Source organism: Micromonospora sp. KC207, assembly GCF_004348615.1.
GTDB lineage: Bacteria > Actinomycetota > Actinomycetes > Mycobacteriales > Micromonosporaceae > Micromonospora.
Window position 1 is genome coordinate 1 of sequence record NZ_SMKJ01000206.1, and the last position, 13,141, is coordinate 13,141.

11 protein-coding genes and 1 pseudogene are annotated in these 13,141 nt (G+C 75.2%); 2 read left to right on the forward strand and 10 right to left on the reverse strand.

Going from position 1 to position 13,141, the window contains the following annotated elements:
- The 4 genes from E1258_RS22725 to E1258_RS22740 form a co-directional block, all read right to left on the reverse strand.
- On the reverse strand, positions 1-373 hold a 373-nt coding region (locus E1258_RS22725; protein WP_132404689.1), incomplete at its 3' end, for an NADH-quinone oxidoreductase subunit B.
- A 73-nt stretch (positions 374-446) separates the two neighbouring features.
- The gene (locus E1258_RS22730) at positions 447-1,934 is read right to left on the reverse strand and encodes an aminotransferase class V-fold PLP-dependent enzyme (protein ID WP_132404691.1); all 1,488 of its coding nucleotides are present in this window, start codon (positions 1,932-1,934) and stop codon (positions 447-449) included.
- A complete protein-coding gene (locus E1258_RS22735; protein WP_243715622.1) occupies positions 1,931-3,451 on the reverse strand; it encodes an MFS transporter in 1,521 nt (506 codons plus the stop codon). Before E1258_RS22735 ends, E1258_RS22730 begins: the two co-directional genes overlap by 4 nt.
- 32 nt (positions 3,452-3,483) lie before the next feature.
- Positions 3,484-3,798, reverse strand: coding sequence for an MGMT family protein (locus E1258_RS22740; protein WP_132404693.1), 315 nt, complete (start codon positions 3,796-3,798; stop codon positions 3,484-3,486).
- Positions 3,799-3,811: 13 nt separating this feature from the next.
- Between E1258_RS22740 and proB the strand changes: the two genes are divergently transcribed.
- Together proB and E1258_RS22750 are read left to right on the forward strand one after the other, a co-directional pair.
- Positions 3,812-4,969, forward strand: a complete 1,158-nt coding sequence (proB, locus tag E1258_RS22745) for a glutamate 5-kinase (RefSeq protein ID WP_132404695.1) — start codon at positions 3,812-3,814, stop codon at positions 4,967-4,969.
- A 68-nt stretch (positions 4,970-5,037) separates the two neighbouring features.
- Entirely contained in the window at positions 5,038-6,282 is a 1,245-nt protein-coding gene (locus tag E1258_RS22750; RefSeq protein ID WP_132404697.1) for a glutamate-5-semialdehyde dehydrogenase, read from the forward strand.
- A gap of 93 nt (positions 6,283-6,375) precedes the next feature.
- Here E1258_RS22750 and E1258_RS22755 read toward each other — a convergent pair whose 3' ends face one another.
- From E1258_RS22755 to E1258_RS22780, 6 genes and pseudogenes are all read right to left on the reverse strand, one after another.
- Positions 6,376-7,263 carry a prenyltransferase/squalene oxidase repeat-containing protein gene (locus E1258_RS22755; RefSeq protein ID WP_132404699.1) on the reverse strand — a complete coding sequence of 296 codons (888 nt, stop codon included), beginning with the start codon at positions 7,261-7,263 and terminating at the stop codon, positions 6,376-6,378.
- 126 nt (positions 7,264-7,389) lie between these two features.
- Positions 7,390-8,571: an adenylyltransferase/sulfurtransferase MoeZ gene (moeZ, locus tag E1258_RS22760; protein ID WP_132404701.1), complete on the reverse strand. Its 1,182-nt coding sequence runs from the start codon at positions 8,569-8,571 to the stop codon at positions 7,390-7,392.
- Positions 8,572-8,678: 107 nt separating this feature from the next.
- Entirely contained in the window at positions 8,679-9,545 is an 867-nt protein-coding gene (locus tag E1258_RS22765; RefSeq protein ID WP_243715623.1) for a DUF3152 domain-containing protein, read from the reverse strand.
- Positions 9,546-9,637: 92 nt separating this feature from the next.
- Positions 9,638-10,561 carry a DUF3152 domain-containing protein gene (locus E1258_RS22770; protein ID WP_371688664.1) on the reverse strand — a complete coding sequence of 308 codons (924 nt, stop codon included), beginning with the start codon at positions 10,559-10,561 and terminating at the stop codon, positions 9,638-9,640.
- Between the two features lie 5 nt (positions 10,562-10,566).
- Positions 10,567-11,541: an alpha/beta fold hydrolase gene (locus E1258_RS22775; protein ID WP_132404707.1), complete on the reverse strand. Its 975-nt coding sequence runs from the start codon at positions 11,539-11,541 to the stop codon at positions 10,567-10,569.
- A 102-nt stretch (positions 11,542-11,643) separates the two neighbouring features.
- A pseudogene (locus tag E1258_RS22780) lies at positions 11,644-13,141 on the reverse strand (hypothetical protein); the annotation flags it as partial.

Genomic DNA, 13,141 nt, shown 5'->3' on the forward strand with positions numbered 1-13,141 from the left:
CGTACACGTCGACGGGGATGAGCTGGTCGACGCCCTTGGTCACCGAGTACGAGTCCCAGTACGGGCCGCCGCAGTTGGAGCACGCGCCGAAGGAGATGACGTACTTCGGCTCGGGCATCTGCTCGTAGAGCCGCTTGATCGCCGGGGCCATCTTGTCGGTGACCGTGCCGGAGACCACCATGAGATCGGCCTGGCGCGGGCCGTGGGCGAACGGGATCACGCCCAGCCGGATGAAGTCGTGCCGGCCCATGCTGGTCGCGATGAACTCGATCGCGCAGCAGGCGAGGCCGAAGTTGAACACCCACAGCGAGTAGCGGCGGCCCCAGTTCAGCACGAACCGGATCGGCTCTCCCAGCACTGCCGGCAGCTGCACGACCGCCCCCTCTCTCTCCCGCGCCAGTCAACCACAGCCGCCGCCCGCGCCGGGCGGGCAGCTCAGGGGCGCCTCAGTAGGTCGGGCGTTGCAACAGGCCGACGAACTCGACCAGCAGCCGCTCCCGCAGGGCGGGCGGGGCGGCATCGAGCAGGGCGTTGACGATGGCGCCCGGCGCGGAGCCGCCGGGGCCGGCCGCCGGGCCGAGGCCGAGGGCGGCGGCCAGGCCGGCGACCAACTCCGGGGTGAGCGCGTCCGGGCTCAGCGTCGCCGCGAGCGCCGCCAACTCGGCGGGCAGCCCGACCGGCCCGGCGGCCCGGGCCGCCGCCACCGCGTCGGCCAGGTCCGGGCCGAACTCCGCCACCCGGGGGGCCACCGCGGCGGTCACCGTGAGGTGCACGCTGGCCGGCAGATCGCCGTACGCGAGCTGGGGCTGGGTGTGCCAGCCGCGCGCGGTCAACTCGTCGACCAGCACGAACAGGTCCAGCCCCGGGTCGGTGGAGGTGAAGCAGACCACCGTCGACTCGGGTTCGGCCAGCAGCCGCAGCCCGCCGGTGCCCCCTACCGCGTCGGCGAGCCCGACCACCGCGTCGCGGGTCGCCGCCGCGAGCCGCAGGTAGCCGTCCTCGCCGAGGTGGCGCAGGGTGGCGTACGCGGCGGCGATCGGGCCGCCGGAGCGGGTCGAGGCGATCACCGGATTGACCATCGTGTACCCGGGCCAGTCCGCGTACGCGAAGAACTGCGGGGCGCGCAGCGCCGGTTCGCGGTGCAGCAGCACGGAGACGCCCTTCGGTGCGTACGCGTACTTGTGCAGGTCGACGGAGATCGAGGTGACCCCGGCGACGGCGAAGTCGAACGGCGGCACCGGCACGCCGAGGCGACGCAGCCAGGGCAGGGTCCACCCGCCGAAGCACGCGTCGACGTGGCAGCGCGCCCCTGCCTCGGCGGCCACCGAGGCGATCCCGGCGACGGGGTCGACGACGCCGTGCGCGTACGAGGGGGCGGAGCAGGCCACCAGCACCGTGTCGGGGCCGATCGCGGCGGCCACGGCGGCGACGGACGGCCGCAGCGTGACCGGGTCGACCGGCACCGGGTCGAGGGTGACCCGCAGGTAGTGGGCCGCCTTGGCGAACGCCGCGTGGGCGGTCACCGGGACGGCGATCCGGGGCGCGGTGATGTCGGGCCGGGCGTCGCGGGCGGCCTTCACGGCGAGGATCAGCGACTCGGTCCCGCCGCTGGTGACGCTGCCGACGACGTCCGGGGCGGTCGTGCCGGTGCCACCGCCGAGCAGCCGGGACGCCGCCCCGACCAGCGCGTTCTCCATCGCCAACAGGGACGGGAAGGCGGTCGGGTCGAGCCCGTTGACGTGGGCGCACTCGGCGTGGGCGGCGGCGGCCAGCTCGTCCAGGCCGGGCACGGCGGGGTCGTAGACGTACGCGAAGAGCCGCCCCCCGTGCGTGGGCCGGTCCCCCTTGCGCAGCGCCCGGACGTCGCCGAGCACCCGCTCGGCGGGCAGTCCGCGCTCCGGCAGCGCCCGGCCGATGTCCTCGTCGTCGTTCATGCGGCGGTGACGCCCTTCTCGTGGTGGCCGGTGGCGGCGGCGGTCAACAGATCGTCCCGGGTGAGGGTGTAGTGGCGCAGCAGGAGCAGGGGCGGGCCGACCAGCAGGGCCGGCAGAACCGTGAAACCCAGCAGGACGCCGAGGCGGGCGGCGGCGGACTGGGTGGCCGCCGTGCCGGTGTCGGAGGAGACGTACCCGCTGAGCTGGAGCACCAGGCCGTAGACGCCCGGGCCGAGGGCGAGGCCGAGGGTCTCCCCCGCCGTCCACAGGCCGGTGAACACGCCGGCCTGCCGGCGGCCGGTGCGTGCCGTGTCGTACGCGATGCAGTCCGGCAGCATGGCCAGCGCGAAGACCTGCTGGCCGGCGTACCCGACGCCGATCACCGCGACCACGAGGTAGACCGCGACGGCCGGCAGCACCGGCGCGGCGACCAGGCCGGCGGCCCCCGCCGTGAGCAGCGCCGACGCGGCGACCAGGGCGGCCCGCTTGCCGACCCGCGCCCCGACCCGGGTCCACAGCGGCATCACCAGCAGCGCCGGCCCGACGAAGCAGGCGAAGAGCAGGGTCGGGCCGGTGGTCGGGTCGCGCAGCACCTGGTCGGCGAAGTAGCTGACCCCGGCCAGGATGGTCGCCACCCCGGCGGACTGGACCACGAAGCAGACCAGCAGCGCCCGGAACGGCCGGTTGCGGGCGGCGACGGCGAGCTGGGCACGCAGCGTCGGCTCGCTCTCGCCGACCGTGCCGGTGGGCGCGTCCCGGGTGCCGAGGAACGCGCCGAGGGCGCCGAGGGCGATCAGCACGGCGACGAACAGGCCCATCCAGCGGTGCCCGGCGACGCCGTCGCCGCCGGCGGCCACCACGGCCGGGGCCACCGCGCCGGAGACCAGGATGGCCACCGCCAGCACCGCGATCCGCCAGCTCATCAGCCGGGTACGTTCCGCGTAGTCGTCGGTCAGCTCGGCCGGCATCGCCACGTACGGGACCTGGAAGAAGGCGAACGCGGTCGCGGTGGCCAGGAACGCGACGGCGACGTACGCCCCGGCGGCCGGGGCGGCGCCGAGCGGGGCGGCGAAGATCGCGGCGAACAGCGCGGCGAGGGCGAGCCCGCCGAGCAGCAGGTACGGCCGGCGGGCTCCCCAGCGCGACCTGGTGCGATCGGAGATCCGCCCGGCGACGGGGTTGACCAGCACGTCCCACGCCTTCGGCAGGAGCACCAGCAGGGCGGCCACCCCGGCGGCGACGCCGAGCGTGTCGGTCAGGTACGGCAGGAGCAGCAGCCCCGGCACGGTGCCGAAGGCCCCGGTGACCAGGGAGCCGAGCGCGTAGCCGAGGTGCACCCGACGGGGTAGGACATGACCGTCGGCGGGCGGCGGCACCTGGTGCCCGGTAGCCGGGGCGGCCTCGCCCGCGCCGGTCTGGGCGGCCTCGCCCGTGCCGGTCGCCGGTGCCTGGGCCGCGCCGGTCGCCGGTGCCTGGGCCTCAGGCGGCGTACCGGGTCCGGCCGGCGGCAGCGTCATGACGCCGAATGCTACTCACGCTATGGTCAGGGTCACATCCCCTCTTCCGGCGACCAGGCCGCCGCCGGCATGTCCACCCCGGCGGGACGCAACGGCGTGCCCTCGGCGCGCAGCCGGGCCCGCGCCTCGACCTCGTGACCGGGCGGCAGCCGGCCCGCCGAGGTCACCACCCGGTGCCACGGCACCCCGCCCCCGTGCCGGGCCATGATCGAGCCAACCAGCCGCGCCGACGCCCGCCCGGAGCGCTCGGCCAGCGCGTCGGCGACCGCCCCGTACGACATCACCCGGCCCGGTGGGATGCGCTCGACGAGCTCCAGCACCGCCTCGACGTACTCCTCAAAAGTCACGAGCTGCCACGATATGGGAACGCCGCCAGGGCCCGCCGACCCGACCGCGCAGAATGGGCGGGTGCGCGTTGCAGTCACCTCGGCCCGACGGGTCGTCGTCAAGATCGGCTCGTCCTCGCTGACCACGGCGTCCGGCGGCCTCGACGACGCCCGCGTCGACGCGCTGGTCGACACCCTCGCCCGGCTCGCCGCCGACGGCCGCGAGGTGGTGCTGGTCTCCTCGGGCGCGATCGCCGCCGGGCTGGCCCCGCTCGGGCTCAGCCGCCGCCCGCGCGACCTGGCCACCCAGCAGGCCGCCGCCAGCGTCGGCCAGGGCCTGCTGATCGGCCGGTACGCGGCCGGCTTCGCCCGGCACGGCCTCACCGTCGGGCAGGTGTTGCTCACCGTCGACGACGTGACCCGACGGGCGCACTACCGCAACGCGTACCGGACCCTGCGCAAGCTGCTCGACCTGCGGGCCGTGCCGATCGTCAACGAGAACGACACGGTGGCCACCGAGGAGATCCGGTTCGGCGACAACGACCGGCTCGCCGCCCTCGTCGCCGCGCTGGTCCACGCCGAGCTGCTGGTGCTCCTCTCCGACGTCGACGCCCTCTGGACCGGCGACCCGGCCCGGCCCGGCTCCACCCGGATCACCGACGTCCGCGACGAGCGGGACCTGGCCGACGTCCAGGTCGGCGGGGCCGGCCGGGCCGGCGTCGGCACCGGCGGCATGGTCACCAAGGTCGAGGCGGCCCGGATCGCCACCGGCTTCGGCATTCCCGTGGTGCTCACCGCCGCGCCGCTGGCCGCCGCCGCGCTGGCCGGCGAGGAGGTCGGCACCCTGTTCCACGCCGAGCGGCGACGCCCCGCCGCCCGGCTGTTCTGGCTGGCCCACGCCACCACCCCGCGCGGCCGGCTGCACCTCGACGCGGGCGCGGTGGCCGCCGTCGTGGGGCGGCGCAAGTCGCTGCTGCCGGCCGGGATCACCGCCGTCGACGGGGCGTTCACCGCGGGCGACCCGGTCGACCTGGTCGACGGCGGGGGCGCGCCGGTGGCCCGGGGTCTGGTCAACTACGACGCCGTCGAGCTGCCCGGGCTGCTCGGCCGCTCCACCGGCGAACTGGCGGCGGCGCTCGGCCCGGCGTACGAACGTGAGGTCGTCCACCGCGACGACCTGGTGCTGCTGTAAGCAGGGGCCCCCTGTCAACGCATGCTGTTGTACAGGGGCCCCTTCCTAACACCGAAGGAGTGAGCAGGATGAGCGTCGTCGAGCAGGCCCGGCGGGCCCGGGGCGCAGCGGAGGCCCTGGCGGTCGCCACCCGTACCGCCAAGGACGCCGCGCTGGTGGCGATGGCCGACGCGCTGGTCGCGCGTACCCCCGAGATCCTGACCGCGAACGCGGCGGACCTGGCGGCCGGGCGCGCGGCCGGGCTGAGCGCGGCCGTGCTGGACCGGCTCGCCCTCGACGCTCCCCGGGTGGCCGGCATCGCCGACGCGCTGCGCGAGATGGCCGCGCTGCCCGACCCGGTGGGCGAGGTGGTGCGCGGTTCGACCCTGCCCAACGGGCTGGAACTGCGGCAGGTCCGGGTGCCGTTCGGGGTGGTCGGGATCATCTACGAGGCCCGCCCCAACGTGACCGTGGACGCCGCCGGGATCTGCCTGAAGTCGGGCAACGCGGCGCTGCTGCGTGGCTCTGGCTCGGCGGCGAACTCCAACACCGCCCTGGTCGCGGTGCTGCGCGACGCGGTGGCCGGCGCGGGCCTGCCGGCGGACGCGGTGCAGCTCCTCGACGCCGGCTCCCGCGACTCGGTCAAGGAGCTGATGCGGGCGCGCGGCCTGGTCGACGTGCTGATCCCGCGCGGTGGGGCGTCGCTGATCCGCACCGTGGTCGAGGAGTCGACGGTGCCGGTGATCGAGACGGGGGTGGGCAACTGCCACGTGTACGTCGACGCCGCCGCCGACCTCGCCAAGGCCGTGGCGATCACCCTGAACGCGAAGACCCAGCGCCTGTCCACCTGCAACACCGCCGAGTCGCTGCTGGTCCACGCCTCGGTCGCGGACGCGTTCCTGCCGGCGGTGCTGGCCGCGTTCGCCGAGGCCGGGGTGACCGTGCACGGCTCACCGGAGGTCTGCGCGTACTCCTCCTCGGTGGTCCCGGCGACCGACGAGGACTTCGCCACCGAGTACCTGTCGGCGGACATCTCGGTCGCCGTCGTCGACTCGCTCGACGCGGCGGTCGCGCACATCCGCAGGTACGGCACCGGGCACACCGAGGCGATCGTCACCGACTCGCAGGCGGCGGCCCGGGAGTTCGTGGCCCGGGTGGACGCGGCGGCGGTGATGGTGAACGCCTCGACCCGGTTCACCGACGGCGGCGAGTTCGGCTTCGGCGCGGAGATCGGCATCTCGACGCAGAAGCTGCACGCCCGGGGGCCGATGGGCCTGCCGGAGCTGACGTCGACGAAGTACGTCGTCACCGGGGACGGGCACCTGCGGGGGTAAGGAGGGGCCCCTTGTTAACGCCTACGGTGGAGAGGGGTTCCCTTCTCACTCCGCTGCGCCGGGGCTGAGGGAGCGGCGGGAGCCGGGGGTGGGTCAGCGGCAGGCGCGGATCGCGGCCAGGGTGGTGTGCACGTCGAACTGGTGGCCGTCGTCGCTCTCCCAGCCGCCGTCGCTGCGCTGGGTCTCGGCCAGCCGGCGGCGTGCCGCGACCAGAGTCCAGTGCTGCTCGTCGACGCCGACCCGGCGCAGGGCGGCGGCCAGCGAGGCGGCGTTGGCCGGGGAGAGCTTCGGCATCCGGTCGGTAAGCGCCACCTGGATCCGGGCCGACTCGTAGAAGAGCTCCTGCTGGTGGAAGACCGCCGCGCTCAGCCAGCCGACGGCCAGGTAGGAGGGGAAGGTGCCATCCGGCTGGAGTTGCCCCGCGAGGGCCTGGGCGGCGGCGTGCACGACGCCCGCGTACGCGTCGCCGGCGGCCCGGTCGAGCGCGCCGCCGGCCCGGTGATCGGCCGGCGGTGGGCTAGCCCACGCCGTCGGCGGTGCCGTCTGGCGGGGCCCGGCGGCCCGCGCGTCCAGACCGGCGACGGTCAGCCAGAAGGTGACGGTGGCGGTCAGGTAGAGGCGTGCCTCGGGGTCGCCCGGGCGGGCCCACCAGGGGGCGTCGTCGGCGAGGGCGGCGTCCTCCTCCCAGCCACCGTCGGCCTGCTGCCTCGACGCCAGCCAGTCCAGCGCCCGGCGGGCGGCCGGACGGCCGAGGGCGCCGAGGTCGTCCAGCTCGGCGAGGCGGAAGCAGGTGGCGTCGACCGAGGCGACGTCGCCGCCCCACATGGCCGGCCAGCCGCCGCCGGGAATCTGCCCCGCCTCGGCGCTGTCGAGCAGCTCGGGCGACGGCACCGTGCCGGCCCGCAGCCACGACAGTCGGGCTCGTTCCACCGTGTCACCGTGCGCCACCACGAACCCGATCGCGGCGTTCAAGTCGACCACGGCAGGAACGCTACCGGCGCGGACGCGATCACGCCTCGGATGGTCGGCCTAGCGACAGTGGGCGAGCAGGTGTGAAAGGGGGCCCCTTCTCTACCGGAAGCGTTGAGAAGGGGCCCTTCCTTGCACTCAGTACGCGGGGAGGGAGGGATCGATCTGCTTGATCCAGGACAGGACGCCCCCCTGGACGTGCACCGCGTCGCGGAAGCCGGCTGCCTTGAGGGCGGCGAGCGCCTCGGCGGAGCGGACGCCGGACTTGCAGTGCAGCACGATCTGCTTGTCCTGCGGCAGCTTCGCCAGCGCCTCGCCGGAGATGATCTCGCCCTTGGGGATGAGCGTCGCGCCGGGGATCCGGACGATCTCGTACTCGGCGGGCTCGCGGACGTCGACGAGGAAGATGTCCTTGCCGGCGTCCTGCCACTCCTTCAGCTCGGCCGCGGTGATGGTCGCGTCGACGACCGCCTCCTGGGCCTCCTCGGAGACCGCGCCGCAGAAGTCCTCGTAGTCCTCCAGCAGGTCGGTGACCGTCGGGTTCTCGCCGCAGAGCACGCAGTTCGGGTCCTTCCGAACCTTGATCTTGCGGTAGCTCATCTCCAGGGCGTCGTAGACCATCAGCCGGCCGACCAGCGGCTCGCCGATACCGGCGAGCAGCTTGATCGCCTCGTTGACCTGGATCGAGCCGATCGACGCGCAGAGCACGCCGAGCACGCCGCCCTCGGCGCAGGACGGGACCATCCCGGGCGGCGGGGGCTCCGGGTAGAGGCAGCGGTAGCAGGGGCCGTGCTCGGCCCAGAACACCGACGCCTGGCCGTCGAACCGGTAGATAGACCCCCAGACGTACGGCTTGCCGAGCAGCACCGCCGCGTCGTTGACCATGTACCGGGTGGCGAAGTTGTCGGTGCCGTCGACGATCAGGTCGTAGGTGGAGAAGATCTCCCGCACGTTGTCCCGGTCCAGCGCGGTGTTGTGGATCTCCACGTCGACCAGCGGGTTGATCTCGCGGATCGACGCGGCGGCGGACTCGGCCTTGGACCGGCCGATGTCGGAGACGCCGTGGATGATCTGCCGCTGGAGGTTGGACTCGTCGACGGTGTCGAAGTCGATGATGCCCAGCGTCCCGACGCCCGCGGCGGCCAGGTACATCAGGGCCGGCGAGCCGAGGCCGCCGGCGCCCACGCAGAGCACCCGGGCGTTCTTCAGCCGCTTCTGCCCCTCGACCCCCACGTCGGGGATGATCAGATGGCGGGAGTAGCGGCGGATCTCGTCAACGGTCAGCTCGGCGGCGGGCTCGACGAGCGGGGGCAACGACACGGTGGACTCCCCGGGATCGGCGTGGGTGAACGAGCCATTGTCGCTCGCCGGGACGTCGATCGGCCATGAGCAGGGACACCCGCCCGACATGCGGGAGCGGGAATATCTCAGGTGCCCGCTGTCGGCTCCCCGGCGTACCTGGCGCCGTCCAGGTAGGGCCAGGGGTTGGCGACGCAGCCGTCGAGGCCGTACGTCTGCTGCTGCATCACCGGCGCGGGCTCGCCGGGCCCCGGGCAGGACTCGTGCAGCTCGCCGAACTCGTGCCCGACCTCGTGGTTGACCACGTACGCGCGGTAGACGGCCAGCGACGCGCCGTAGTCCGGGACCGCCTCCATCCACCGGGCCAGGTTGATGATCACCTGTCCGGGCAGGCGGCAGGAGGTGTACCGCTCGGTGCTCAGCCCGCCGAGCGCGCACATCCGCTCGGAGGTGACCGGGGTGGCCAGGTAGACGGTGAAGTCGGCGTCGGCCGCGCTCGCCACCCGCTGCACCCGCAGCTCACCGGAGGCAATCCAGCTACGCGGGTCGCCCAGCGCCTCGTCGACCACGGCGGCGACGGCGTCCGCGTCCTGGCCGCTGTCCCGCTCGACGAGCACCCGGTAACGGCGCACCGGCCCGCCCGCGCCCTGGATCGGCGACTCCCCGGCCGCCGCCGTGAACCGACCGGGCCCGCTGGTCGGCCAGCGACCCGGCCGACCCTGCTCGCCCCGACCGTCCTGTTCGTCCTGAGCCGAGGTGTCCCGGTCGTCCCGACCGGGCGCGGGGTTCCGGTCGCCCCCGCCGGCGCCCTGGCCGATTGGCACGCCGGTCTGCGCCGGCCCCGACGGTGGCACCGCGCCGAGGACCAGGAGCGCGGCGGCGGCAACCGCCACCAGCGCGGCCAGGCCACCGAGGGCCGTACGCGGATGCTGGCGCACCCGGCGCGGGCCCGGCGGCCCCGAGCGGGATGCCCCCACAGGGGAGAGGGAGGTCACCTGGTCAGCCTGACAGACGAACCGGGCCAAACAGCGCCTTTCCCGCCTTTAGCATGAGAAGTCTTCGCTTCTCCCGTCGCTATCTGCCCGGGTCACAGCGGCGGGCCGGCGTAACGGCGACCGTCCCGGTACGGCCACGGGTTGGCAACGCAACCGTTCAGGAACAGGGTCTGCTGCATCATCACCGGCGCGGGCCGGCCCCGCTTCGGGCACCGCTCGTGGCGGTGGCCCAACTCGTGCCCGACCTCGTGGTTCACCACGTACGTCCGGTAGACGCGCAGCGGCACCTCGGCCGCGACGAAGTGCGGCACCGACAACCGCCAACGGTCCAGGTTGATGATCACCTTCCCGGGTGCCCGGCAGGAGGTGTACGGCCGACCGCCCACCCGGATGTCGACCCCGCCGGCTGCGCACATTTGCCCCGCCGTGCGCGCCGTGGCCAGGTAGACCGTGAAGTCGTGCCGGGCCGAAGCCGGCACCCGCTGCAACCGCAGCCGTCCGCCGTCCACCCAACTGCCCGGCCCGGCCAGCGCCTCCTGGACCGCAGCGCCGAAGTCGCGGGCGTTCTCCCCCGACTCCCGCTCCACCGCCACCCGGTAGCGGCGCAGCCGACCGGCCGCGCCGAGCACCTCGCCGGGGCGGTCGTCGTACCGAAAACCACCCCCGCCCGCCGACGGCACGGGGCCCGGAATCCGCAGCACCGGGGGCACGCCGGACTCCGGCGGGGGGCTGCCGCCCAGCGCCGCCGGGCCGCCGGGAACGGCCGGCGGGGAACCCTCGACGCCCGGCGACGAGGGCGCGGCCACGCCGACCCCCGGGGCCACCTGGTCCACGGCCAAGGCCGCCATGTCGGCCGGGGGCCCGCCGCCGACCGGGGACCGGGCCGTCATCAGGACCACGCCGGCCAGCACGCAGGCGGCGAGGGCGGCCAGGGACAGCAGGGTACGCCGCCGGGCGGCGCGGGCTGCGGAAGAAGAATCCGGGCGGGAAGCGCGGCAAGGCAGGAATCCGGGCATCCCGGTCAGGATGCCATGTCACGCCGCGTCACGGACTCCTCCGATTCGGCGAGCAGCCCGAGCACCGCGCGGGCCACCGTACGGGGCACCTCCAGTTGGGCCACGTGCCCGACGCCGCGCAGCATCAGCAGCCGGCTGTCCGGGATCACCCGGGCGGCCTGCGGCGCCACCCGCACGTCGACCAGCCGGTCCTCGGACCCGCCAATCACCAGCGTCGGCGCCCGCACCGCCGCCGCGAGCCGCCACAGCGAGTCCGGCCCCGGCAGGTACGAACGCAGGAAGCTGGAGACCAGGCCGCGGAAGGTGCGGACGTACACGGACGCGTAGTGCGCGGCCTGGTACCGCACCAGGATCTCCTCCAGCGCCTCCTGCCGGCGCTGCTCGCTGATCCGGGTCAGGTCGGCCACGCAGGACTCCATCACCTGCTGCGCCATCACCTTCGGGTCCAGCCTGGCCAACTGCCAGCCGACGAGCCGCTCCCCGCGCGGGACGGCCAGCAGGGGCAGCATCCGGCCCTGCAACGAGCGGCGGAAGTCCAGGAACGGCAGCGCCGGGGAGATCAGCGTCAGCGTGGATACCAGGTCCGGTCGCAGCGCCGCCACCCGTACCGAGATCGCCCCGCCCAGCGAGTTGCCGACCAGGTGCACCGGGCCCCGACCCGAGTGCTCGATCCAGCGGACCACGTGCCCGGCGAAGGCGGGGACCGTGTAGCGGCGGCTCGGCTCGCTGCGCCCGAATCCCGGCAGGTCGATGGCCTGGCCGTCGAACCGGTCGGCGAGCAGCCCGGCCAGGTCGGTCCAGTTCTGCGAGGACCCGCCGAGGCCGTGCACGTAGAGCGCCGGCTCGGCCCCCGGGGCGGTGGCCGGGGTGTCCCGGACGTAGGTGATGGAGCCGTCGAGGCGTACCTCCCGACCAGGCCACGGCGGTGGGGTCCCGTGTGGGGGGAGGTGATGGTCCGGCCCGAGGATGGCGGCTTTCATGCCACCAAGTCTGCCCGTGCCGACGACGGCTCGCCCGCGCTCCGGACCGGCGCCCCGCCCGGAAGGGGCGGCTTCCCTGCCGACGGGCGGCTCCGCCGCGGATCAGGCCAGCAGCGCCTCAAGCCGCCGGTTGACCGCCGCCAGGGTGGCCCGGACGACGGCCTGCCGGGGATCGCCGGCCACCAGCGCCGAGCCGGCGAGCTGCTCGACCCAGCCGTCGCAGACCAGCAGCACCACGACCGTGGCCACCTCGCAGTTGCCGAACGGCACCACCGCCGCGTGCTCGACGAAGCACCGCCCCCGGTCGGGCTCCTGCTCGCCGCCACGCAGCAGCTGGTCCACCGCCGCCGCGGCGGCCACCGCGCAGAGCCGCAGCACGTAGCCGTCGACGGCGGGCCCCGTCGCGTACCCGGACGCGGTCTCCCCGTCGCTGAGAAGGCGGACCTCGACGTTCGCGTCGAGGCCGAACGTGCTGACCTGGACGTGGTCGATCACCACGCGGGGCCCCGGCGCGCCGCCGGTGTCCAGCGGTCGCGACGGCGCGGTCTCCGTCGTGGTCATCTGCCCGCCGGAGTACGAGGAGCCGAGCGTCGCCGGGCTGCCCGTCGCCACGCCGGCCGGGGCGGCCGTGACCTGGCCCGGCTCCTCGACGGCGGCCCGGCCCCGGTGCGCGGTCGCCTGGCGACGCCGGCGCAGCGGCTCTCCCGCCGGGTCGGCGCGACGGTCGGCCCGGGGCGGCGGCGCGTCCGCGGGCGGGCGGGCCTCCGGCACCCTGGCGCCGGCTCCCCGAGGGTCGGCCCCCCGCCGGTCGGCGGGCCGGGGGTCGGAGCCCCGGAGGTCGGGACGCGCCTCGGCGGAACGACGACGAACCGGCGGCGGGGTGCTCGGCATCCCTGGGAGGTTCTGTGGGGCGGCGGCCAGCCCCATCCGATCCTGGAGCAGGCGGGCAACCTGCCGACTGACCTCGGCGGGGTCGGCACCGTCGGCAAGGTCGAGCCGCAGGCTGTGCGCGCCGGCCGGAGTGCGGCGCAGGGCCGCGTCCCGCACCCCGGCGACGCCCCTTACGGCGTCGAGGATGGCGTTGACGTCGAATCCCTCGGGCCGCTCCCGCGGCGGGGCCGGCTCGTCGTCACGACGAAGGTGGGTAGCGATGCGGGCGAGCTCCGGGGTCTCGGCGGGGGGCTCCACGGCTGGCGGCTCCGGCACGACGGGCACGTCCGGCTCGGCGGGGACGCGCTGCGGCAGCACCGCCGTGCGGTCCGGCTGCCGGACCTCCTCGGCCAGAGCGGCCGGGGTCACCGGGGCGGGTGCGGATCGGCGGGCCGCGTACGGGGGTGCGCTCGTCGGTACGGGCGCGGGCGGGGTGCGGACCAGCCGCTCGCTCCCGCTCGTGGCGGGTGCGGGGGCCGGCCCGGTACCGGTGGCGGTCGGCGGTTGGCCGGGCGCGTCGGTGGGCGGGACGTCCTCGGGGACCGGGCGGAGCCGGAACGGCCGGGCAGCGGCGGCCCGGACCTCGGCCGGGTCGACGGCCGCGGCGGCTGAGTTCTCGTACCCGGAGGTGTTGTCGTACCCGGAGGTGTTCTCGTACCCGGAGGTGTTG